This window comes from Lascolabacillus massiliensis, from assembly GCF_001282625.1.
In the GTDB taxonomy this organism is placed as follows: Bacteria; Bacteroidota; Bacteroidia; order Bacteroidales; family Dysgonomonadaceae; genus Proteiniphilum; species Proteiniphilum massiliensis.
Genome location: NZ_CTEJ01000002.1, coordinates 384,480 through 408,971, shown reverse-complemented (window position 1 = coordinate 408,971; position 24,492 = coordinate 384,480). Strand labels below are relative to the sequence as shown.

Annotated in this window: 15 protein-coding genes and 1 pseudogene; 13 read left to right on the top strand and 3 right to left on the bottom strand. The window is 40.1% G+C overall.

The window, feature by feature from the left end; genetic code table 11:
- Positions 1–103 precede the first annotated feature (103 nt).
- From BN1354_RS06490 to BN1354_RS06465, 6 genes are all read left to right on the top strand, one after another.
- Entirely contained in the window at positions 104–616 is a 513-nt protein-coding gene (locus BN1354_RS06490; RefSeq protein ID WP_053826592.1) for a helix-turn-helix domain-containing protein, read from the top strand.
- A gap of 275 nt (positions 617–891) precedes the next feature.
- A complete protein-coding gene (locus BN1354_RS06485) occupies positions 892–1,437 on the top strand; it encodes an RNA polymerase sigma factor (RefSeq protein ID WP_053826591.1) in 546 nt (181 codons plus the stop codon).
- Positions 1,438–1,524: 87 nt separating this feature from the next.
- Positions 1,525–2,883, top strand: coding sequence for a FecR family protein (locus tag BN1354_RS06480; RefSeq protein WP_053826590.1), 1,359 nt, complete (start codon positions 1,525–1,527; stop codon positions 2,881–2,883).
- Positions 2,884–2,980: 97 nt separating this feature from the next.
- Positions 2,981–6,568 (top strand): TonB-dependent receptor, encoded by a 3,588-nt coding sequence (locus BN1354_RS06475; RefSeq protein ID WP_197272025.1) that lies wholly within the window; start codon positions 2,981–2,983, stop codon positions 6,566–6,568.
- Positions 6,569–6,588: 20 nt separating this feature from the next.
- Positions 6,589–8,406 carry a RagB/SusD family nutrient uptake outer membrane protein gene (locus tag BN1354_RS06470; protein WP_053826589.1) on the top strand — a complete coding sequence of 606 codons (1,818 nt, stop codon included), beginning with the start codon at positions 6,589–6,591 and terminating at the stop codon, positions 8,404–8,406.
- A gap of 253 nt (positions 8,407–8,659) precedes the next feature.
- Positions 8,660–9,076: a putative quinol monooxygenase gene (locus BN1354_RS06465; protein ID WP_053827230.1), complete on the top strand. Its 417-nt coding sequence runs from the start codon at positions 8,660–8,662 to the stop codon at positions 9,074–9,076.
- Positions 9,077–9,087: 11 nt separating this feature from the next.
- Here the strand turns inward: BN1354_RS06465 and BN1354_RS11920 are convergent.
- Positions 9,088–9,389, bottom strand: a pseudogene (locus tag BN1354_RS11920) (nucleotidyl transferase AbiEii/AbiGii toxin family protein); the annotation flags it as partial.
- Positions 9,390–9,530: 141 nt separating this feature from the next.
- Between BN1354_RS11920 and BN1354_RS06455 the strand changes: the two are divergent.
- Positions 9,531–12,077: a S8 family serine peptidase gene (locus BN1354_RS06455; protein ID WP_053826587.1), complete on the top strand. Its 2,547-nt coding sequence runs from the start codon at positions 9,531–9,533 to the stop codon at positions 12,075–12,077.
- On the opposite strand, the gene BN1354_RS06450 is transcribed toward BN1354_RS06455, so the two are convergent.
- Positions 12,074–13,105: an AAA family ATPase gene (locus tag BN1354_RS06450; protein WP_053826586.1), complete on the bottom strand. Its 1,032-nt coding sequence runs from the start codon at positions 13,103–13,105 to the stop codon at positions 12,074–12,076. The genes BN1354_RS06455 and BN1354_RS06450 overlap by 4 nt on opposite strands.
- 445 nt (positions 13,106–13,550) lie before the next feature.
- Here BN1354_RS06450 and BN1354_RS06445 point away from each other — a divergent pair, with 445 nt between their 5' ends.
- Genes BN1354_RS06445 through BN1354_RS06425 form a run of 5 tightly spaced genes read left to right on the top strand, consistent with a single transcriptional unit; the run spans position 13,551 to position 21,758 of the window.
- Entirely contained in the window at positions 13,551–16,541 is a 2,991-nt protein-coding gene (locus BN1354_RS06445) for a SusC/RagA family TonB-linked outer membrane protein (protein WP_316931634.1), read from the top strand.
- Between the two features lie 11 nt (positions 16,542–16,552).
- Positions 16,553–18,151: a RagB/SusD family nutrient uptake outer membrane protein gene (locus BN1354_RS06440; protein WP_053826584.1), complete on the top strand. Its 1,599-nt coding sequence runs from the start codon at positions 16,553–16,555 to the stop codon at positions 18,149–18,151.
- A gap of 28 nt (positions 18,152–18,179) precedes the next feature.
- Positions 18,180–19,319: a SusE domain-containing protein gene (locus BN1354_RS06435; protein ID WP_053826583.1), complete on the top strand. Its 1,140-nt coding sequence runs from the start codon at positions 18,180–18,182 to the stop codon at positions 19,317–19,319.
- A 12-nt stretch (positions 19,320–19,331) separates the two neighbouring features.
- Positions 19,332–20,564 (top strand): glycoside hydrolase family 76 protein, encoded by a 1,233-nt coding sequence (locus tag BN1354_RS06430; RefSeq protein ID WP_053826582.1) that lies wholly within the window; start codon positions 19,332–19,334, stop codon positions 20,562–20,564.
- 51 nt (positions 20,565–20,615) lie between these two features.
- On the top strand, positions 20,616–21,758 hold the full coding sequence (locus BN1354_RS06425; protein WP_231623118.1) for a glycoside hydrolase family 76 protein: 1,143 nt from the start codon (positions 20,616–20,618) through the stop codon (positions 21,756–21,758).
- Positions 21,759–21,889: 131 nt separating this feature from the next.
- Here the strand turns inward: BN1354_RS06425 and BN1354_RS06420 are convergent, their stop codons facing one another.
- Entirely contained in the window at positions 21,890–22,627 is a 738-nt protein-coding gene (locus tag BN1354_RS06420) for a GntR family transcriptional regulator (RefSeq protein WP_053827229.1), read from the bottom strand.
- Between the two features lie 117 nt (positions 22,628–22,744).
- Here BN1354_RS06420 and BN1354_RS06415 point away from each other — a divergent pair, with 117 nt between their 5' ends.
- Entirely contained in the window at positions 22,745–24,484 is a 1,740-nt protein-coding gene (locus tag BN1354_RS06415) for a class I mannose-6-phosphate isomerase (protein WP_394331729.1), read from the top strand.
- The last annotated feature ends 8 nt before the right edge of the window (positions 24,485–24,492 follow it).

Below are 24,492 nucleotides of genomic sequence, written 5' to 3'. Positions count from 1 at the left end.
CCACAGTCTTCTACATAATTAATTAATAACCATAATATATTGGGAAAACATTAATACTTGGTTTTTTAATCAGGTATAAATGTCCAATTATTGTAAATAAGTGATGAACAAACAGGGCTTAAAAAAACTTGAAGACAAACAATACGAAAAATTTCTGGCAAAGGATGTCAAAGGTTTGGAGATAATCTTCAAAGATGGCACCAAGGCAGAATTAAAATCGACATTCGAAGATAAGATTGTTGTGATGAAGGTTTATCCCAATTCCATCACCTCAGACTCTTTCAAATTTTCAGTTATACAGAACTACGCAACCGGGGTGAACGCCTCTGAGCTGGCCAGACGATGTGGTTATGATTGTCTCAGAACTTTCCAGCGACATTTTAAGATTCACTTTGGTGATACAGTTTATCAGTGGATACTTAAACGAAAAATGGAAGATGTTCATTCTCTCGTGATAAATACAGATATGCATATGGCAGAAATTGCCACTAAGTTAGGCTTTAACAGTCCCGCCCACCTAACCAACACTTATAAGAAATATTTTGGGGTCTGTCCACTCAAACATAGGGATAAGGAACGAAGGATTCCAACCAGGTTTATAAATCAACCACAGTAATCACTCTATATTATAGGTACATAGTCCGTACCAACATCATTGTTTGACGATGTTGCATTGATGTTGCATTGATGTTACATTGATGTTGTTACGGCCCAGGTATAGACAATTCATTGTTTATCTTTAAATAAAATGAACGATTTAACGGTTATATTGGTTTAATAAGAGAGTTATACCAAATTTAATTTATTACATTTGTATTAATAAGTTTCATTTCTGTTGATAGAAAATTGCAACTTGGTTTATAAAGATTAATTCAAATCTAAGCTCATGTAATGATCGAAAATGCCTGGATAAAATATTTGGATGGTGATAATGATTCACTTTCAGAGGTCTATCTTATAAGCTTTGAAAAGATGAAGGCATATGGATTGAAAATCGGGTTCGATCAGAAAACTTGTGAGGATGCTATTCAGGATATTTTTATTAAAATTTGTTGTAACAGGGAGAAGCTCACTCATGTGAAAAGGATTGAGTTTTATCTGCTAAATTCGTTGAAGAACCGACTGTTCGACTACCACCAGGAGGAGAGGCGCAGAAGTGTTATTGATAAGGATGAAGTATTTCAGAAGTATGAGGATAGTGTGATAGAGAGTATTATACTTACCGAAAGTGAGTTGTATATGAAGCTTGAGGTGGAGAGGTTTATGCAGTCGATCTCTCCCAAACAGCGCAGGATTTTGCACTATTATTACCAGCTTAACATGTCGGCAGATGAGATTGCCACAATTTTTGATATTACTCCGGATGCTGTGAGGAGGTCGATCTCCCGATCCATAAAGAAGATACAGAGTGCTCACCCGGAGATGATCTTATCATAAATAAATTATTTTTTATTCAACTTACGTTAATAACTGTTAATTATGTCTTGTTTCAATAGTTGTAATCGTCTTTGAACAAAAAAGGCGATGAAACCCTATTATAGCATTGAGGACTTTTTGAGTGATGAACTGTTCATTTACTGGCGGTTGTATCCCTCTAAAGAGCTGGATCGGTTCTGGGATGAGTTCATTACGAAAAATGATCACCTGAAGACTCCGTTTGAAAAGGCTATTGAGGAGTTTGAAAGTATTAATAATCTGCCTGCTGCTAAATTTGAAACCAAAACACTAAGGGAGTTAAAAGAGATTGAAAGAATTAATACTATTTCTTTGATCGGGGAAAAGCAAATTAATGGAGAAAATCAAATCTCCGGAGTTAATCATGCAACAGAGGATAAGATTACTTGGGAAAATCAGGTTTCAGGAAAGAATCAGGTTTCAGGTAACAATCAATTCTCAGGCAAGAATCAAGATTCCATTGATAATCAAAAGTCTAAGAAAGCAAAACCTAAAATTATATATTATATAACTTCTGCAGCTGCTGTTGCTCTTATCGCTCTTATCACAACTCTCTATTTTACTGACATAAAGAAATCTGAAAGTGAGCCGGAGGTTGCGTCAATTGGTGAGGTTATGCCCGACAATTCTGTGCAGCTTTATAGTGGTAACCGTGTTATGGCGCTCGATAATAACTCTGCACTGAAAATCTCCGGGAAGGATAAAACTGCATTGATTGAGGATGCTGATTCGGATCATGAGATGCTGCTGGATAATGTGAGCAACAGGCTGGTGGTTCCTTATGGTCACAGATCTTCGATTTTGCTGTCGGATGGTTCGATGGTTTATCTTAATTCCGGAACAACCATTGAGTTCCCTACAGAGTTTGATAACGACAAAAGGGAGATATCTGTGAGCGGTGAGATCTTTATAGAGGTGGAGAAAGATGAGAAAAAACCCTTTATAATTCGCACACCTAAGTCGATCATCACCGTCCACGGCACCTCTTTTAACCTCTCTTCATATGCCGACGAGATGAGCGAGTCGGTTGTGCTGTTGGAGGGTTCCGTTGAGATTGAGAATTCTGGCAGCTCTCTGTTGCTTAAGCCCAACCAGAAGGCTGAGTTTGCCGAAGGGAAGATTTTATGCAAAAATATTGATGTTTCGGAATATATAAGCTGGATGAAGGGTTACCTGGAGCTGAACAATATTCCGCTGACCGATCTGCTGATGAAGATAAGCAGGTATTATAATGTTAAATTCAGGTTTAGTAACGAGATGGATCTGTCGGTTCACAGATGCATGGGCAAACTGTTCCTGTCGGATAACCTTGATGATGTGCTGGATGCGTTTACAAACCTTACTCACCTGAGTTATGAAAAAGAGAGTGATAGTATGATATATATTAACGACCTAAATATTGAGCCTATGAAGAGACTGATTGAATGATACTGAAAAAACTAAAAAAGTCGGATTAATACCCCCGTACTATCCGACTATGTGAATCCTAATTAGCTATAACAAATTAAAATTCAAAGACAAAGTTATGCAAGAAAAACAAAACCGTAAAGAAAATATTACGAAAAAGGACAACAAGATTCTAAAAGTCATGAAATTATATCTCGCAATAACGTTACTTTTTGTTTTATCCATTTCTGCAGAGAACAGTTTCTCGCAGACAAAATCGATATCGGTTGACCTTAATGGAATAACACTGAAGCAGGCTTTCAACGAGATAGAAAATAGCAGCGATTATCTCTTTATCATTATTGATAATGCATACTCCGAACTCAACAGAAGAGTGGACGCTGATTTTCATGATAAGTCGATTAATGAAATCCTTGATATCATTCTGGATAAGACTGATCTTGTTTACACAGTTGTGAACCGCCAGGTTACCATATCCGGGGAAAAGGGTATGGAGAAAAACAGAGTTCCTGAAGCTGAGGCAATGAAGAGTGCTGTTGAGAAGGTTATGCAGCAGAACAGGAAGGTGATAACCGGAAATGTGCATGATGATAATGGTATCTCCATTATTGGTGCTAATATCGTGGAGATGGGTACTACAAATGGTACGATAACTGATGTTGATGGTAATTTCACTCTTGAGGTTGCCAACAATGCCTCTATCCAGGTATCATATATAGGTTATATTGCCCAGGTGATAAACACATCGGGGCAGACACGCTTTACAATTACTCTCGTGGAGGATATTGAATCGCTCGAAGAGATTGTTGTAGTAGGTTACGGTACACAGAGAAAGGCGAGTTTGACAGGGTCGGTCGACCAGGTATCGAGCGAGGTGTTTGAGAATCGTACTGTGACCAATGTTACACAGGGTTTGCAGGGTGTGATTCCCAACCTTAATATCAAGCCGCTTGATGGTAGACCAAATCAGGCTCCTGCATATAATATCAGGGGAACAACCTCTATTGGTCAGGGTGGTGATGCTCTTATTCTTATTGATGGTGTGGAGGGTGATCCAAGTTTGATCAACCCTAACGATATCGAGAGTATATCTGTACTTAAGGACGCTGCTTCTGCATCCATCTATGGAGCGCGTGGTGCGTTTGGTGTGGTACTGATCACTACAAAGAATCCTGCAAAGGAGAAGATGAATCTTACATATACAACCAATCTGTCGCTCAAGAATCCTGTGGTGATGCCCGACTATGTGTGGGATGGATATACATGGGCAAAGATGTTTAACGAATCGCACTACAACTGGGAGGGATCTTTCCCAAGTGCGGCAAACAAGACTATCCGCTTCTCTCAGGAGTATCTTGAACAGCTGAAATACAGATCGGAACACCCGAATGAATTTGCCGAGCAGTGGGAGATCAACCCTGCAAATGGTGAGTATGTTTATTATTACAGTACCAACTGGTATGAAGAGCTATACAAGAAGTTCACAGTTGCAAATGAACATAATGTGACATTGTCAGGCAGTACGGGCAAACTTAACTACATGGTTACAGGCAGGTATATGGGACAAAATGGTCTGTTCCGTTACAATACTGATAAGTATGACATGATGAACTTCAGGGGTAAGGGTAATATTCAGATCTTCCCATGGCTGAACATAGATAACAATACTCAGTTCTCAAGCACCTCTTATCATACTCCTCTGAATGTTGGTGAGGGTAGTGGTGTATGGAGAAATATATCTGACGAGGGTAACCCTATGTCGCCTATGTTCAATCCTGACGGTACTCTTTCTCACACTGCCGTGTATCATGTTGGTGATATGTGGTATGGCAAGAACGGGTATGACAATGTGAAGAGAATATTTAAAAATACAACTGGTTTCACTGCCAGCTTCTTCGAAAATGTGTTTCGTGTGAGGGGCGACTTCACTTATCAGATTACTGATGATAATGAGAAGCGCAGACAGGTGCAGGTGCCTTATTCAAAGAAGCCGGGTGAGATATCTTATGTGGGTGCTTCTACGAACGACCTGAGGGATATTTGGCGTGAGACTCAGTATTTGGCTACCAACCTTTATGGTGAGTTTGAGAAGATGTTTAATGATGCTCACTATATTAAGTTTATGGCGGGAGTCAACTATGAGCAGTCGCTCTACAAAAAACTTGAAGCTGAAAGAAATGGTTTGATCTTTGAAGATGCAATCGACCTGAGTTTGGCTTTGGGTGATGGTATCAACATTGATGGAAGCTATCAGGCATGGAATATTTTTGGTGGTTTCTCAAGGTTGAACTATGCATATAAGGACAGATATCTGATCGAGATCAACGGCAGGTATGACGGTTCTTCAAAATTCCCTGAAAATGAGAGATACGCTTTCTTCCCATCATTCTCCGCAGGATGGAGGGTGTCGCAGGAGCCTTTCTGGAAAGTTCCCTACACTGCAATATCCGACCTGAAGCTGAGAGCATCTTACGGATCGCTGGGTAATGGTAGCATCGCTCCATATCTCTATCAGGAGATATTCAATATCAGTCAGTCAGGCCGCCTGCTTGGAGGTACACAGCCACAGCTGACCAGTCGCCCCAGCGTATTACCCGACGGACTAACATGGGAAACTTCAACAACAACCAACTTCGGTCTGGATATGTCGTTCCTCTCTAACCGTTTGATTTTTGTGGGTGACCTCTATCAGCGTGATACTAAGGATATGTTTACAATTGGTATGACTCTTCCTGCTGTATTTGGTGCTACATCGCCAAGGGGTAATTATGCCGACCTTGAGACTAAGGGTTGGGAGGTTTCTCTTACCTGGAGGGATAAGTTCACAGCAGGTAATAAGCCATTTAATTATGATGTAAGGGTTACACTGGCTGATAATAAATCTGTAGTAACAAGATATAACAATCCTGAGAAGAGGCTGGACGACTACTACGCAGGTATGGTGATTGGTGAGATCTGGGGTTACACAAATGATGGTTTCTTCAAGGATCAGGCTGATATAGACAGTCACGCCGATCAGAGCAGGTTCAAGACTACCAACGCCAGAATCATCTATCCGGGTGATATCAAACTGAAGGATATTAATGGTGACGGAAAGATTGATCCGGGTACCAACCGTGTGGGGGATACAGGTGACAGAAAAATTATTGGTAACTCGAGACCAAGATATACTTATAGTATTAATCTGGGTGCCGACTGGAACAATTTCTTCTTCTCTTCTTTCTTCCAAGGTGTGGGTAAGCAGGATTGGTGGCCAAATTCCGAAGCGAGTGTGTTCTGGGGGCAGTATAACCGTCCGTACAACTATCTCCCAAGGTGGCATCTTGACAACCACTGGACACCGGAGAACCCGGATGCTTACATGCCGAGGTATGTTGGTCGTGTCGCCAACAGAACAGATGGTATTCTGACTGATAATCCGCAGACAAAATATCTTCAGAATATTGCATACATAAGAATGAAAAATGTACAGGTGGGCTATAACCTTCCGGAGAATGTGAAGTCTGTGATTGGGGCAGAAGCGCTGAAAGTATATCTTTCAGGAGAAAACCTGTGGACTTGGTCGCCCCTCTACAAAATCACAAGAGATATAGATGTTGAGAATGCCGGTCCGTCCGACATGAAACTGTCCGACGGTGGATCAGGTGATGGATACAACTACCCCATGCTGAAGAGCATCAGCGTTGGTTTATCAGTAACATTCTAATAACCTTTAAAACGATTCAAATGAAAATAAAATATTTTATACTCATAATAATTACCGCTCTTGTGGCTAGTTGCGACCTGGAACAGTTGCCGCAGGATACAGCATCTAAGAATGCAGTTTTTGGCAGCGAAAATGGATTAAGGTTATACTCATACTCATTTTATGATTTCCTGCCGAGTGCGAATAATATCCATACTGCCGATAATATGGCGGACTATACCGCGAGAAGAGGGGCACCTGCATTTATAATGGAGAATGCGTTCAGTCCCACTTCATCAGACGACAGCAGTGCATCTGGTGGTGATGTTGTAGCGTTGGGAAGTGACAGAAACTGGGGTTGGGGAAGTTTGAGGAATTTCAACTTCTTCATACAGAACTGTACAGATGAGAATGTGCCGCTTTCTGTAAGAAACCACTATATTGGTCTGGCACGTTTCTTCAGGGCTTACTTCTATTTTGAAAAGGTGAAACGTTATGGTGATGTGCCATGGATTGGAAAGGCGCTTGATGTTGAGGATCCCGATCTGTATAAACCTCGTGATCCGAGAACGCTGGTGATGGATTCGGTGCTGGCCGACCTGAACTTTGCTTGTGAGAATATCACTATGACTAACGACGGTACACGCAGTCTTGTTACCAAGTGGGTTGCCTATGCTTTTAAAGCGAGGGTTTGTCTGTACGAAGGTACATACCGCAAGTATCACACTGAACTGGGATTGCAGGGCAGTGCCAATGAATGGCTCAACGAAGCTGCCAATGCGGCGAAGAAGGTAATGGATGAGTCAGGTTTCAAACTTTACACCGGTGCCGGTACCGACAGATCATACAGGAATATTTTCTCCAGCGGTGCACCTGTTGCTGATGAGATTATGATGGCTGTGATAAGGGATGCTGATCTGGGATTGCTTCATGCTGCCAACTGGTATTATACCAGTACAACAACCGGTATCAGGTTTAATTTCACCCGCTCTTTCATTAATACTTATCTGAAGATTGATGGTACTCCTTTCACAGATACTCCGGGATATGAGACTATGCCGTTCTGGGAGGAGACTGCCGACAGGGATAAGAGGCTGAAGCAGACTATCAGGTTGGGTGATTTTGAGCGACTGAGAAATAATGTTCCGTTTAAGGTGGCTCCTGATATGCTCTACTCTTATACAGGTTATCAGCCGATTAAGTGGACGCTGGATGATACCAATATTGATACGCGTGACCTTAACTACAACTCTGTTTCTCTCTTCCGCTATGGTGAGGTGCTGCTGAACTATGCTGAGGCGAAGGCTGAGCTGGGTATGCTAACTGATGCTGATTGGGCGATGACGATTGGTGCGCTCAGAGAAAGAGCAGGGATTACGGGGGGACTTACAACGAAGCCTACCGTGGTTGATCCTTATCTGCAGGAGACCTATTTCCCTGATATCACAGATCCTGTTATCCTTGAGATCAGAAGGGATCGTGGTATTGAGCTTGCTATGGAGGGATTCAGGTTTTATGACCTGATGAGATGGAAAAGAGGTGAGCTGCTTGAGATGGAGTGGAACGGTATGTATGTGCCTGCAATTGATACTCCGCTGGATCTGAATCAGGATGGTACACCCGATGTTGTATATTATATTACTCCGCCTGCAACTACTCCTCCTTATCCTGCAATACCGGTGAGCGAGACTTATGGCGGACAGCCTAATCCATATAAGCTGAGAGAGGGTGATCATGGTGAGATCATCTGGCTGCACAATATAAAGAGGAAATGGGAGGATAAGAACTACTATTACCCAATTCCTGAAACTCATATTTTGACAAATCCTAACTTAACACAAAACCCGGGATGGGAGTGATATTTTGACAGGAATATAATTTGAACCAGGTTTAGAAATCTTAGGTAATAATTTTAGAAATCTAATGTAATAATACTGCAAACAGGTAAAGTTATTACTGAAAGATTGGAGAAGCAACTTTTTTAGAGAAAAGGTTGCTTCTTTTCTGTAATGATCAGTTTGTTAGTTTGCTGAAATTAATAACTTTGTAGAATTAACAAAGCTCCTAAAGCGAATTGTTTAGTGCCGCCTTATTGTAAAAATGATGAATAACATGAGAAAAATAATGACACTTATCGTGATTATGATAGCTGCTTTTTCTTGTAAACAGCAAGTACGGAATGAAAATATTGTAGATTTAAATAATATGATTATCAGAATCTCAGAAATAGTAATCGACCCCAATTACCTTGATGAGTATTTATCAATTCTGAAAGAGGAAGCTCAAGCTTCAGTTAGGCTGGAGACAGGAGTAATATCAATTTATCCTATGTATCAGAAGGAGAATCCTACCGAAATCAGGATTTTGGAAATATATTCAAGCAAAGAAGCTTATGAAGCTCATTTACAAACACCACACTTCAAATATTATAAAACCAATACACTAAATATGGTTAAGTCATTGAGGCTGGTAGATATGGAAGCTATAGATCCTGAAGCTATGCCTATGATTTTTAGAAAAGTGAAGTGAAGTACCGTTTTTTCTTCAAGAGTATAAGTTGTTATCTCACAATTACCACTGAACCACTTGTTGTTCACCTCGAATGGAATTTTATGGAATCCCATTACACTGAAATGCTCTTTACAATTTATCTCTACTTTTAAGCGTATAGGTTGCACCGGAGGTATTTCAGACTCCATCCTGAATAGCATTGCTCCCTCAAGAATTCATCACTAAATATATCCACCAATGCACGGCTGATTATCAAATCTTGTTCAACCATTGCAAAATCAGTCCATGGAACGAACTCATTCCAAGCCATTATAGAAGCTCTGTCTATCATAATTCATCTACTTCAGAAAACTACTCTACAAACTCTATATATTTTTTTATTAAAGAGTAAATTGATAAATTTGAGGAGGAATCATTTCTTAACATAATTTTAATTCAGAAAAACAACTCATGAATAATTTTTAAATAAGCTATGAAATACCCTCATCTAATTCTCAAAAATCCGTTGGGCATATCAACTAAAATTAACACATCCAGATATAGGAAAAATAAAAATAAAAATAAAAAAGTTGTAGTAAAAGATTATTCATTCCAGAAAGAACGGTTAAAGCATAGTCATGAGGATTTTAAACAAAAAAGAAATCTTAGGAAATTACAAAGAACTATTGAATTGCCATATATTTTGGAATATATAGAGATTAATTTCTTTGACCAGTTCAATAATGATATTCCAAATAAAGATTATTATAAAAAGATCTATGGCTTAATTCCTGTTAGTCAAAGAGCTTTCAATAAGACTGTTCTTTTCTATATAAGTAATGAAAAACTGTTTTCCAAATTCATTAACCTGATTGAAAAGTTTTATAATAGCTCTGATGCTGAAAAGCCTTCAGATCATGACTGGAGTATAATTACAATCATTCATTCCTTTGAGTTTTTATCATCCGACAAAATAAAGAGAAGCATTTCAGATGATATGATAACAGTCTCTCTTACAGATGGGTTAAAGGGTGAAGAACGCTGGGATACAATCCATAATGAGTTGATATCATATTTAGAAGCAAACCATATAGACTTTTCATCGGATACAAACGGATTAATAGAGATAAGAAATGCAAATAGTTATATTGATGAAATAGTAAATAATTTTGATGTAATTCAAAAGGTACAATCAAATCCACCTATGCATGTTAGTCCAAGTGCTTTTGGTACAAAAAAGCTTGGTTGGGGTTTTTACACAGAAAAGAATGATAATTTACCGGTAGTAGGTGTTATTGATACAGGTATAGGTGATATCGATCCATTAAAGCCATTATTGGTTGGAGAAATTTCAATATTGGATCGATCTTGCGGAATTGGAGACAGTCACGGAACAAGTGTAGCATCACTTGTGGCTTTTGGTACGGATTTAAGTAACGGTAAGAGACTTAAAGTGTCGTCCGCAAATCTATTTTCAATCCAGGTTATTTATAAAGAAGAGGGAAACTTTTCTTTTATAAAACTAAAGAATGCAATTATAGAAGCGCATAAAGTGCATAATATCAGAATATTTAACTTGTCGATATGTAATCCGTATAGTTTCGAATATAATGCTGATTATTCGGAATATGCTAAAATGTTGGATGAATTGGCTTATATTTATGACCTTTTAATATTTATCGCTGCAGGAAATTTATCGGAAGATTATAGAGAATATGTAAAGTGTGAGTTAAGTGAAGATACTAGTTTGGTTAATTATCCAAATCATTTTTATAATGAACATAATCAATGTTACAGCCAACCAACAAATATTGGATCACCTTCTGAAAGTATGAATAACATCACTGTTGGAGCAATTGCAAGTAACATTTATGACAACCGTACCGATTTAACAATATCACATGAACTACCATCTTATTTCAGCCGGAAATATCATATAGACTATACACAACAAATAAATGAGAGCGATTTTAATAAACATCAAAAGAATTATAATATTTTCAAACCTGACATTCTAATGCCTGGAGGTGATTGGGAAACCGATGATTCCAAGATGGAAGTTCTTGGTAGAGGTCAGCTGATGGATTACTATGTTAAACTCTCGGGAACCAGCTTAGCTGCTCCCTTGGCAGCGAATTTAGCAGCTAAAATAATAGCAAGGTATCCGGATATTAATATGCAAAGTGTAAAAGCACTGTTAATTAACTCAGCAGAGAGCACTAAAATAGGAACTCTCCTGTCTGATACTATTAATAAGTTGAAAGATATAGAATCAAAAAAAATATATGGCTGTCCCTTTAATGGTTTATCAAGTACAGAGAAAAGTTTAATATCCAGGAAATATAGTTGTGAAAGACTTGCTAAATACATTGAAGGACATGGTGTACCAGTCGAAGATAAATGTCTTAACTCGACAAATAAGAGAGTCACATTTATTATTGAGGATACTATAAAATCAGATCATTTTCAGGTCAGACATATTAAACTCCCAAAATATCTCTTAGAGTCCAGTAAATGTAGTGTCCTTTCGATTACCGGAACTATATGTTTTAAGTTCAATCCCATAAACAACAATTCAATTGAATATAATAGCCTGCATATTAGCTTTAACATATATAATGCTCAAAGCAGTAGTGATGAAACTGCAAGAATTTTGTCAAATGAAAAAGATAAGAATAGGGAACCTTTAATTAAAACTGAGGATCGGCATGATATATTAGATATTAAAAGCAGCAACTCATGGTCAGAAGATTTTGGCTTTGTTAATCGCCAGATATTTTCGAATACGCAAAAAATGAAAATGAATATCAATATAGGCGATTTGCAGAAAGTTGATAATGAAATTGCGGTAGCAGTGAGATGCTTAACTAAAAAGAGTGTGGCAAAAAATATTGAACACCCTTACTCTCTAGTTATTACAATTGAAGAGTATGATAGTATTGATTTGGAAGATAATCTATATGAAAAAATAAGTGCGATAAATGATGTTAAGGCAGTTGCTAGTTTAGATACATCCCTGGAAATAGAAATAGCGAATTAATATTCGCTATTTCTGTTTTGAATCTCCTTTTCAATTAGTGAGTTCCAAACTGTGGTGTTAATAATTATTTTATTTGGCAGAATGTCGACTTCCAGATCTAGTAAACTACGTTTAAGGGCTGTAAGAAGTGTATGCTGAATTATATAATAGGATAATCCTATACATTTATTTATGATTTGGTTTGCCTTTGTTTTATTGTCGAATGTGATTTTCTTGTTTTTAAGAGTATTCTTAACCAGTTCTTTAATCTGATCTTTATTTGGCAGATCTAACTTTAAAGAAAGATCAAACCTTCTGATCAACGCTTCGTCAATCATATTAATCTGATTTGTTGCAGCAATAACAACAGTGCGTTTTGGCAGGAAATCAAACAGCTGTAGTATTGTATTGACTACACGTTTCATTTCACCATGATCCTGGTCATAGTCTCTTACCTTACCTAGGCTGTCAAATTCATCTAAAAAAATTATAGAATCTTCTTCTGAAGCTATTTTAAAGAGTTTAGAAAGGTTCTTGCTTGTTTCTCCTAGCTTTGATGACACAATAGCTCCCAAATTAACCACATACATCATACGCTTCATTTCACCGGCAATTACATAGGATGCCAATGTCTTGCCACAGCCTGATGGTCCATAGAGTAATACTTTATTTGCTGCAGGAAGGTCCAGGGTATTCAGCATATCTATCGAGTGCTGCTCTTTGAGGAAATAGGATAATTCTCTTTTTGTTTCAACTGAACTTATTAAATCTGATAACTTATAATCTGAGGTTAACTTTTCAATAATAAGTTCCTGAATCTCCTTGTCTTCTTCAAGTTGTTTAAATTTTGATGAGCCATATAAAGACATTCCACCCAATTCCTGCCTTCTGATTCCATCCTTAATTATTGATTGAAGCTGAATTGCGAAATTGGTTCTTTTAGTACGTCTAGAATGCTCAACAAGATCATTTAATCTCTGAATAAGCTGATCTTTATCGTCATTAAAGCTGTATTTGGCTATATCTTTTATTAAATCGTACTGACTCATGATAATCTGTAATTTGAGTACAAAATAACTCCATTTTATTTATAATGCAAACTTTTGGTACCTCTATTTCAAATCTGTTTCATTTAAACAAACTACTCAACTGATTGATTGTATTCGGAAGTATTGAAATATTCTTCGCTAAAATAAACTAACTCTAAAAAAACCTTTTGTTAATACTTTATCCCTTATTGTTCCAACATATCAGAATTCACTGGTTCCTTATATAACCCTAACCAATATTGACTTTATTTATCTTAAATCTATAAATAATAACAAATTATTGAAAATGTTTTGGCTGTATAAATTTCTTTTATACATTTGCATGTTCAAACAAAGTGCGATATGATTAAACATGCTATGAAGAAATTCTTAGATAAAACATTAATTTTTAAATAATTATTCAAAATGTAAAATTATGGTACAATGTAACCGATTAAATTCTAAAATGACCTGCCGGCACTATTTAGTTGTCGTTTTTGCTCTTGTTTTTTTTACATTTGGTGGTAACCTATTGTATGCACAAACACAGCCAATAGTGGTGAAGGGGAGTGTAATGGCCGATGGCGAGCCTGTGATTGGTGCTACCGTAATGGTGAAGGATCTTTTAACCGGTACCGCAACTGATATTGACGGTAACTTCACACTGGAAGCACCTTCAAATGCTACACTTGTCATTTCATACATAGGGTATGAGACAGTGGAAGTAGCCATTAATGGAAGAAATTCTATAACTGTTGAATTAACTGCCGATACCTTTACTCTCGACGATATTGTTGTAGTGGGGTATGGTGTTCAGAGAAAAGTGAATCTGACCGGTGCGGTGGCATCGGTGTCAACCAGAGAACTGGAAGGTAAACTGGTATCCAATGCGCTTGAAGCTTTGCAAGGTACAACCCCAGGTCTGATCATTCAGCAGGGATCTTCAAATCCCGGTAGTCCCCCATCAATCAACATTCGTGGCTTGAATACCATGAATAACAATGATCCCCTTATCATCATTGATGGTATTGAGGGCTCAATGGCTAACCTTAATCCTGCTGATATCGAGAATATATCTATCCTGAAAGATGCATCTTCAACTGCAATTTATGGATCGCGTGCTTCAAATGGTGTTGTACTGATCACAACAAAGAAAGGTGCGAGTGGTAAGGCTAAGTTCAACTATGAATATATGATCGGTTACCAGAATCCTACCTCTCTGCCTGAAATTGCCGACTCATGGATCTATGCCGAGCTTTATAATGAGGCTGCCGTGAACTCGGGAAGAACTACAAAGTTCACTGCCGAGGATATTGCAGGTTTCAGGAATGGTGGAACCAACGTTAACTGGGTGAGGGAGCTATACAAGACAAATTCTCCGCAAAGTTCGCATAACCTGTCGATGGCTGGCGGAAATGACCAGCTCTCATATTTTGCATCTCTGGGCTATCTTGACCAGAATAGTATGTTCAAAGGTCCTGATTATGGCTATAATCGCTACAATGCACGTTTAAATGTGAGCCATAAGGCTACCAAAGATTTAACGATCTATCTGACATCTCAGTTTGCCAGAAATGATATAAAGGAGCATGCATATTGGACTGAATGGATCATTGAGCAGGCTAACCGTATGCCGCCTATCTACCCGATTATGAAAGAGGATGGAAGCTACAACTACCCGAGCGGTAGTAACTCCAACGGGTTGCAGCGACTGATGGATGGTGGCTATCGTTCAAATGCCAATGATGAATTATTGGGTACCGTGCGTGCTGAGTGGGATATTTTCAAGGGTTTCAAGCTTACGGGCAGTGTAGGCGGTCGCATATGGAACAACAATATGCGTGAGAAGAGAATTGCTTTTGAGGGTACTGGAGATGCAGAGAATAAGCTTACTGCCCAGTTCTATCGCTCAAAGAATATAACTACCAACCTGATGGCTTCATACAATACCCAGATTGGAAAGCACTCCATTGAGGGATTGGCAGGATTTGCTTACGAAGGGTTCAACGACTTTCAGTTTACTACCAGCAGAATTACAGAAGATTCTAAGTTTGATGTTTTTGTTGGTGAGCAATCTGGTGATGATATAAGGAACTCGGGAGGAGCGGGCGACTGGTCGATCTACTCCGGTTTCGCAAGGGCTTCATATAACTATGATCAGAAGTATCTTCTGGAGTTCAATATAAGGAACGACTACTCATCATATTTTGCAAAGGGCAACCGCTCTGGGCTGTTCCCCTCTCTTTCTGCAGGTTGGAGAATCTCTGAAGAGGAGTTCTGGGGAGATGCGGCCAATTATGTTCCTTCACTGAAGCTGAGGGGATCATGGGGCTTGGTTGGTAACAACAGGATTGGGGCTTATCAGTATATGAGAACTGTTTCTACAACCAACGGAATAAGTTTTGGCGATAATGTGGTGGAGACAGCCTACTTCTCATCGGCTAACCCTGATATCAAGTGGGAGACAACAAGGATGGCAAACATTGGGGTTGATCTTGGTTTGCTTAACAATAGTCTGAATGTGACGTTCGACCTGTTTAACAACCGTACCGACAATATCCTGGTAAATCTTCCTGTTCCGGGCCTGTTTGGCTTCAGTGCTCCAATTCAAAATGCGAGTGTAGTTGAAACAAAGGGCTGGGAGTTGTCGGTTAACTACCGTCTGACCACCGGTGCTGTTTCTCACAATATATCGGGTAATATCTCTGACAGCTTCAACGAAGTGATTGATAATAAGGGTACAGAGATTATTGGCGGATATGATGTACAGACAATAATTAAGGAGGGATATCCTCTGTTTTCATACTATGCTTACCGTGCTGATGGGTTCTTCCAGAACGAGGAGGAGGTTGCAAAAGGTCCGCACCTTGAAGGAATAACTCCTAAGCCCGGTGATATAAGATATCTTGATAAGAATGGTGATGGAATCATCAATCCTGACAATGACAGGTTTATTGTTGGTAATGATTTCCCGAGATATACGTTTGGATTTTCGTATGGACTTGAATTCAAAAACTTCTACTTCTCTATGCTGTGGCAGGGAGTTGGAAAAAGAAGCAAATGGATGAGGGGAGAGTCGGTCGAAGCATTCCATAATAACAACGAGGGTCCGTTGCATGTATTTCATATTGATCGCTGGACACCAACCAATACTGATGCAACCTACCCGCGCCTGACAATGGGCAGCGAGTCTGCAAACAACGCAGCCAAATCTGATTTCTGGATTCAGGATGCAAGCTACCTCCGTTTGAAGAATGCACAGATTGGATATGTTTTGCCAAAGAAATGGGTGAATCCTGTTGGAATTGAGAATATGAGACTATTTGTAAGTGCACAGAATCCATTGACATTTACCAAAATGAAGGGAGGATACGACCCTGAGTATACAGCTGACGGAAGCGGTCGCGCCTATCCAGTCTCCTCTACATACTCTTTTGGCTTGAATATTAATTTTTAAAAAGAATCAGTATGAAAACAATTATAAGATCACTATTTATATTTTTATTAATAATGTTTGGTGCGGTCTCTTGTATCGAACTGGATACAGTTCCGTATGACAGGGAGTCGGACCTCACATTTTGGGACGAAGATGAGGGAGCGGCACTCAAGGCTCTCAATACATGCTATACCTACCTGGCAGGGATAGAGGAGCTTATGTACAGTGAGGCGATGACCGACAATGCTTATACCAAGCAGCCAAATGATGCTACGCAGAATATTGGTAACGGTTCATACTCAACTGCAGATCCTTATGTAAGAAATGTGTGGAACAGTAGATATACAGGTATTCGCATGTGTAACCAGCTGCTGGAGAATATCGACCGTGTACCAAATCTTTCGGCTGAGTTGAAAAACCGCTATATCGGTGAGGCAAAGGCTATCCGTGCATACCACTACTATGAGCTTTACACCAAGTTTGGTGATGTTCCATATACTGAAAATGTGCTTTCCATCGAGGAGAGTATGACAATCGAGAGAACTGCCAGGGCAACTGTTGTGAGCAATATCGTTGCTGATCTTGATGAGGTTATCTCAGGAAAATACCTGCCTGAGTCGTACGACGCCAGTAACACGGGGCGCATCACTCATTGGGCAGCAATGGCTATCAAGGCAAAGATTCATCTATTTGAGGGCAACTGGACAGAGGTTCGTGATCTCACATCTCAGATAATGAATAGTGGTGATTATACTCTTTTTGCAAGCTATCCTGGACTTTTCGAGATAGCAAACGAGTATAACAGTGAGGTGATCCTTGATGCGCAATATCGTCCTTCAAGCCGTGAGCATCATATCATGTATGAGTTTTTACCACCATCAATGGGAGGATATTCACAGCTATCGCCATTACAGTCGCTCGTCGACAGCTACATCATGCTTGACGGAAAATCAATTGATGAATCTGATCTTTATGATGAGAATGCCCCTTACGACAATAGGGATCCACGCATGAGGGCAACAGTAATGTATACAGGCAACTCATATACTCTCGCTGATGGTAGTGAGGTTGTTATCAATGCTGACCCTGGACAGGGCAGAGATGGGTTTGGTGTATCATCGGATGTTACCGCTACAGGCTACTACATCAAAAAGTACTGGGACAATACATATAGGGCATCGCTCTATTCAGGTCTTAACCCGATCATTATCCGCTATGCTGATATTTTGCTTATGCATGCTGAGGCGGTTGCCGAACTAGGCAATTTCAACAGTGCAGCATGGGATATCACCATCAAGCCGATACGTCTGAGAGCAGGATTTACAAACCCCGAGGCTGTTGAGTTTCCTGCTGCTTCACAAAATGAACTGATCCAGATTATCAGGAATGAGCGACGCTCTGAACTTGCTCTTGAGGGTCACAGACACAAGGATATCTTCAGATGGAGAATTGCTGATGAGGTGCTGAATGGATGGTGCCATGGCATTAGGACAAATGATGCTGTGGGTACAGACAATGGCTATGTTCGCATTGAGAATAGAAGTTTTGATGCAAGCAAGCATTACCTCTGGCCTATACCTCAGGCTGAAAGGGACCTTAATCAAAATCTGACACAGAACCCCAATTGGTAAAATTGAAAACGCTTTAACAGTATAGAAAATGAAAAAAATAATATCAATATTTATAGTTGCACTGGCATTGTTAGGCTGCCAGGAAAATTATGAGCTGAATACCGACTTCACTGTTCCCACTGAGCTGAGCTCGACCTCTGCAATTTTGTTGGATGTGACATCAAATGTTCCGGTTCAGCTCTCATGGAGCGGCGGTGAAGCTGCCGATGGTGGTGTGGTGCTTTATGAGGTGTTGTTCGACAAAGCGGGAGGTGATTTTTCAAATCCTCTTGCAAGAATGAAAAGTAATCTTGGAGCTCTTCCAAACTTATCGGTTACCCAGGCTGTTCTAAATACGATAGCAAGAAACGCAGGTATTATGCCGGAAGAGACAGGAACGATAATATGGACTGTAATCGCATCCAAGGGGGGTGTTGTTAAAACCACAGATAAGGTAGCATCTATCCAGGTGACAAGGGGTGAGGGTATCGATAACATTCCTACTGCTCTGTTCCTGCATGGTTCGGCAACTGAGAATGGCGGGCAGACAGGTATTCCTTTCCGAATGGTTGAGGAAGGTGTCTTCCAGATATATACAACTCTTTCCGAAGGTGAGATGATATTCAAATCTGCTGCCTCCGGTGAGGCTTTCAGCTACTATATCGACGACACTTCAAAGCTGAGGGAGGGGGAGGTTGCAATGGCTGCTCCTGCATTGGATCAGGTGGTGAGGCTAACGGTCGACTTCGGCACAATGTCCATGAAGACGGATATTATTGGCAACTCGGTAAGATGTATCTGGGGTGCTACATTCGATAATATTGCTGTTCTGAACTATGTTGGCAATGGTAAGTTTGTTGGTGAGGGTGATATAATATTCATTGATCAATCGCGTCCCGAAACTAACCCTCCAAGCTGGCTGGGATGGACAGAAGAAAGATACTACTTTATTGCTGTTGTAAACGGACAGGAGGTGTGCTGGGGAAGAAATGATAATGTAAGCCCTGAACGCCCCGTAGGCGGTGAACCTGCTTCATTCTATTCACTTTATGAGTTCCCATGGAGCCAGTGGGATCACCTCTGGAAAATGAAGGGAAGTCTGGACTACACACATGCAACTATCACGATAGATACAAATGCAAATGGTTTGAAGATACATACATTTACTAATGTAACTTCAATAAAATAAACTGAGTTCAAAATGAAGAAGTTAATGTTTCCTTTAATATTCATCACCCTGATGCTAATATCATGCTCGGGGGATGATATTGAGGAGTATATACCGCCGGAGCCTATAACTCCGGAAGAGCCGGAGGAGCCGGTGGCATATCACACAAAAGCCAAAGATCTGTTTGATCTGATCAATCAGTTTTATGGCGTGAGGAGTGGGGCTGCGGTTGGACTGTTTAACGAGAATTATCCAAAGAAGAGTGGTGATAATATAGCATCTTATCTATGGCCATATGATGGCTTGGTTTCGGGTGCAGCACTGCTTCATAAGTTGGGTTATGATGTGAAATATGCCGATCTTGTTGACAATTTTGATGTCTATTACCGAACCTCTGCCGATGGTGTGAATATTGGAGGCTATGGTTCTTCCACAAACGGAACAACAGGGGGAGGAACCCGGTTTTATGATGACAATTCGATTGTAGGAATCAGTCTGGTTGAGGCTTATAAGCTTACAAACAATCGTGACTATCTTGATAAAGCCAGACAGATTGTGCAGTTCTTGAAGTCGGGTGAAGATAATATTCACGGTGGTGGACTGTGGTGGAATGAGAGTGAGAAAAATATTTCCGGAAATGAAAACTCAAACAAGCCAACCTGCTCCAACGGGTATGCAACTCTGTTTTTATTAGAGTATTACACTGTTTGTGATCAGAGTGAGAAGTCGGATGTCCTTGCCTTTGCCAGGCGTCTCTACACCTGGGTTTACAATAATCTTCGCGACCCTGCAGATGGCTGCTACTGGAATGATGTACAGGTTTCAGGGTCGGTGAATAAGATGAAGTGGACCTACAACACGGGGGTGATGATCTCCAATGGTATTCGTCTGAGTCAGATACTGAGTGATCAGAAATATCTTAATGAAGCGATAGAATCGGCACAGGGTGCATACAGTTATTTTGTTCGCCCTGCAGGCAAATTAGCTTTGGCATACCCCAATCATGATCCATGGTTTACTACAAAATTGATTCGTTCATTTGTTGAGATAGAACCATATTACCCGAGTGCTGCTAACTATATCAAGACATTTATAAATTTTCTTGATTATGGTTATACCCACGCGAGGTTCAGTAATGGTCTGTTTTACGAGGACTGGACAGGTTCTGATCCTAAAAGAGCAGAACAGTTATTAATGCAGGCTGCTGCGCTTGAATCGTTAGGGGTTGTTGCCCTGTATAAAGGTGAGTCGGCAAACGCCAAATAGAATATCATTGTATAAAACATGATGAAGAAGCTTAATTTACTAGTCGCAATTATGGTGGTGACGGCCTTTAGTTCTCAGCTAAAGGCCCAAACCCCATATAAGGAGAGGGCTGAGGAGATGTTTCAGCTTGTGTGGGACCTCTATCGGGTACCGCAATATGGACTCTTTTCAGAATATTATCCAAGTGAGCATAAACCAAATCTGACCTATTTTAATGACTCAGACAAGCAGGCTCAGGAGGTCTCTTATTTATGGCCGATGAGCGGTATCTTCTCTTCAGCTGTACTTATGGGTTCAATGGATCCTGAGAAATATGGAGTCTATATCGACTCTATGGTGGTAGCCATGGAGGAGTATTACGATACGAGTCGGGTTCCTTTTGGATATCAGGCTTACCCGGTAAGATTTGAGAAGGTTGACAGGTATTATGATGATAACGGACTTGTAGGGATTGATTATATAGATTCTTATATGGTTACCAAAAATCCTCACTTTCTGGAGAAGGCCAAGCAGGTGATGACCTTCATTCTAAGCGGATGGGATGACAGGTTTGAAGGTGCTGTGCCATGGGTGGAAGGGACTCGTGACCAGAAGCCGGCATGTTCAAACGGCAAGGCTCTGGTATTGGCACTGAAGCTGTATGAGGCGACAGGTGACAGTTACTATCTTGATCTTGGGAAACGTTTTTATGACTGGATGGACAGGTATCTGAAAGATCCTGTAAGAGGGGTAGTGTGGAACTCTCTGAGTACCGTTACCGGTGAGGTTGTTCCTGATCTGTATACTTACAATACAGGTACACTTCTGCAGGCTGCAGTTGCTCTGTACAGATTCACAGGTGATAAGGAATACCTGAATAATGCAGAGTTTTTAGCCGAAGGAAGTTATAAGGTTTTCTTTAAATATACCGATGAGGGAATACCCTATATAAGTGATCTGCCATGGTTTAACCTTGTATTGTTTAGAGGATATCATGATCTGTATGATGTGACAAAAAACTCCAAATATGTTGATACAATGATAAAGGGACTGGATTTTGCATTGGAGCATGCAGTGGATCAGGCAGGGTTGGTTTATCACGACTGGACCGGTCGCACAGACGAACGCAACAAGCCCAAATGGCTGCTCGATTCATCTGCCGTGCCGGAGTTTTTGATCAGAGCGGCAATGATTAGGGGGGAAATAGGAAAATAGTAAATAGCCGCCAATCTTTAAAGTAAATTTCCGTCAATCCATAAAATAAAAAAACCGTAAATCCTTAAAGTGATTTGCGGTTTTTTCTTAAAGTATTGGTTGTAACCGTTGGTTGCCTTAAAGATTGAGGATTACAATTTATTATTATTATTTGTAATATTCCTGACGGACTCAATCTTATAAGTAAAAGAATCAGCTCTGTACCAGCCGATGTTATATTCGATGGGGAGGCCATTCTTATCACTCACGGCTCTTTTACGGATCAGGATGGGATCTCCTGTTTCAATCTCCAGCTTTGATGCTATGAAATCATTTGCAGGGGCGGCGCTGATCTCTTCCCTGGATGTTTTGACTATAATATCATAATCGTTCCTGAGGATCTCGTAGAGCGGTCTGTTGAAGTTTTCCATGCCTGTAAGCGGTATCTGCGGGTTAAATTCAGATGAGAAATAGACAAACGGGAAGTTGGTTTTTCCTCTGAGTCGCTCAAGCTTAAGTACTCTGGTATCATCAGTTATCTGGAAAAATTCTTTTGCCTCTTTGCTGGGCGCCTGCTTACTGATGTGAAGCTCGAAATTCTCAATCTCCAGTCCCAGCAGCGCCATCTCCTGAGAGAAGCTGAGCCAGTTGGTTGCCTCACTGGCAATGTTTTTCTCGGCCACCTGAGTACCAATCCCTCTCTTGCGAATCAGTAGTCCCTCGCTAACAAGAGTATTTATTGCCTGTCTTAATGTATTGCGCGACATTTTCAATTGTTCAGACAATTCAATCTCGTTAGGCAGCATTTTGCCCTCTTTGTACTCATCTTGTTCAATCAAGTTTCTTAAGTATAATTCTGCCTGCTTATGTAAGGGTAACTTCTGTTTCATCATCTTATTTTTTTCTCAAATATATAAATTATAACAAAAACTTCAAAATTGTTTGGATATATTTACATTCTTTTTTACATTTGCATGTTCATACATATAATGATAATGATTAAACATATGCAAAATTACAAAAGTAACTACGACAAATTCCCTGCTACCTATATTGAGGATGGCGTTCTTTTTAGTGGGTGGAACAATATATTGGATGAGCTGATCTCTAAGGCTGACAACATGATTATATGTATTGAAACCTATCATGGGGTTCACAAAGATCAGCTTATAAATAACTTTAAGAATATACCACATGCACTTTTCATCGATTCAAGTGAGTATTTCAAATCTGAAAATGAGGTGAGAGGTATGACTGAAAATTTCATGAGGGATGATGCACTGTTCGGTTATTTGAGTAATCTGAAGATTGAAGATTATCTGGATAATGAAAAGGTTGAAAAGGCGAGAAAGCAGATAGCATCCTCAGAAAAGAGCGGGAATATTATTGTTTTTGGTTACGGAAGTAGTTTGGTTGCAAACCCCGATATACTGATATATGCTGATATGCCGCGCTGGGAGATTCAGCAGAGAATGAGAAAGAGCTCTGTTATGGGTATGGGTGTGGATAATCATCAGGAGCCTTTTTCGATACAGTTTAAGAGGGGGTATTTTATCGACTGGCCTGCATTGGATAATTATAAAAAGAGAATCTTTAAAAGGGTTGACTACTGGCTTGACTCGGTTAAGGAAAATCCATTGATGATTGACCGTGAGACTTTCTTCAGAGGAATTGAGAAGACTGCTAACTCTCCATTCAGGGTTGTTCCCTTTTTTGATCCTGCTCCATGGGGTGGTCAGTGGATGAAGGAGGTGTGCGACCTGGATAAATCGGTCACAAATTACGGATGGTGCTTTGATTGTGTGCCTGAGGAGAACAGTCTTCTCTTTAATATTAAGGATGAGCTGTTCGAGATGCCTTCTATCAATCTTATCTTCCTTAAAACGAGAGAGATTCTTGGTGATCCTGTTGAAGCGAGGTTTGGGGACAGCTTCCCGATAAGATTCGACCTGCTGGATACAATGGAGGGCGGTAATCTGAGTCTGCAGGTGCACCCCACAACTCAGTATTCAAGGGATAATTTTGGGTTGCCTTATACTCAGGATGAGAGTTATTATGTGGTGGATGCCAAAGAGGATGCACAGGTATATCTGGGTTTGAAGAAGGGTATTGACAAGGATGAGATGATTGCTGATCTGGAAAAGGCTAACAGTACCCCCGGCGTAACTTTTGATGAGAAGAAATATATAAATATACTGCCGGCAAGGAAGCATGATCATTTCCTTATTCCTGCGGGAACAATTCACTGTTCCGGTGGTAATGCTGTTGTTCTTGAGATCAGTGCTACGCCTAACCTGTTTACGTTTAAGCTGTGGGATTGGAACCGGCTGGGCCTGGATGGCAAGCCGCGTCCGATCAACCTGAATCGTGGTAAAAAGGTGATAAGATGGGAGAGGGATGCTGATTTTGTTAAAAAGGAACTGGTTAATCAGTTTGTAGAGATATCAAAAGGTGATGGATGGGTTGAAGAGAAAACGGGTCTCCACAAAAATGAGTTTATCGAGACAAGAAGACATACTTTCAACAAACAGGTGAAACATAATACCGGTGGTTCAGTAAATGTGCTGACATTACTTGAGGGCAGAGAGGTTATTGTGGAGAGTCCAACCAACTCCTTTGAACCATTTATCGTTCATTATGCTGAGGCGTTTATAGTTCCCGCTCACATTGGAGAGTACACTATAACTCCATATGGAGAATCGGAAGGACAAAAGTGTATAACCATAAAAGCAAGCGTACGTTACTAATATGGATC

Coding starts and splice junctions, on each gene's coding strand:
- BN1354_RS06490 (WP_053826592.1), top strand. CDS start 104: ATGAACAAACAGGGCTTAAAAAAACTTGAAGACAAACAATACGAAAAA.
- BN1354_RS06485 (WP_053826591.1), top strand. CDS start 892: ATGATCGAAAATGCCTGGATAAAATATTTGGATGGTGATAATGATTCA.
- BN1354_RS06480 (WP_053826590.1), top strand. CDS start 1,525: ATGAAACCCTATTATAGCATTGAGGACTTTTTGAGTGATGAACTGTTC.
- BN1354_RS06475 (WP_197272025.1), top strand. CDS start 2,981: ATGCAAGAAAAACAAAACCGTAAAGAAAATATTACGAAAAAGGACAAC.
- BN1354_RS06470 (WP_053826589.1), top strand. CDS start 6,589: ATGAAAATAAAATATTTTATACTCATAATAATTACCGCTCTTGTGGCT.
- BN1354_RS06465 (WP_053827230.1), top strand. CDS start 8,660: ATGAGAAAAATAATGACACTTATCGTGATTATGATAGCTGCTTTTTCT.
- BN1354_RS06455 (WP_053826587.1), top strand. CDS start 9,531: ATGAAATACCCTCATCTAATTCTCAAAAATCCGTTGGGCATATCAACT.
- BN1354_RS06450 (WP_053826586.1), bottom strand. CDS start 13,105: ATGAGTCAGTACGATTTAATAAAAGATATAGCCAAATACAGCTTTAAT.
- BN1354_RS06445 (WP_316931634.1), top strand. CDS start 13,551: ATGACCTGCCGGCACTATTTAGTTGTCGTTTTTGCTCTTGTTTTTTTT.
- BN1354_RS06440 (WP_053826584.1), top strand. CDS start 16,553: ATGAAAACAATTATAAGATCACTATTTATATTTTTATTAATAATGTTT.
- BN1354_RS06435 (WP_053826583.1), top strand. CDS start 18,180: ATGAAAAAAATAATATCAATATTTATAGTTGCACTGGCATTGTTAGGC.
- BN1354_RS06430 (WP_053826582.1), top strand. CDS start 19,332: ATGAAGAAGTTAATGTTTCCTTTAATATTCATCACCCTGATGCTAATA.
- BN1354_RS06425 (WP_231623118.1), top strand. CDS start 20,616: ATGGTGGTGACGGCCTTTAGTTCTCAGCTAAAGGCCCAAACCCCATAT.
- BN1354_RS06420 (WP_053827229.1), bottom strand. CDS start 22,627: ATGAAACAGAAGTTACCCTTACATAAGCAGGCAGAATTATACTTAAGA.
- BN1354_RS06415 (WP_394331729.1), top strand. CDS start 22,745: ATGCAAAATTACAAAAGTAACTACGACAAATTCCCTGCTACCTATATT.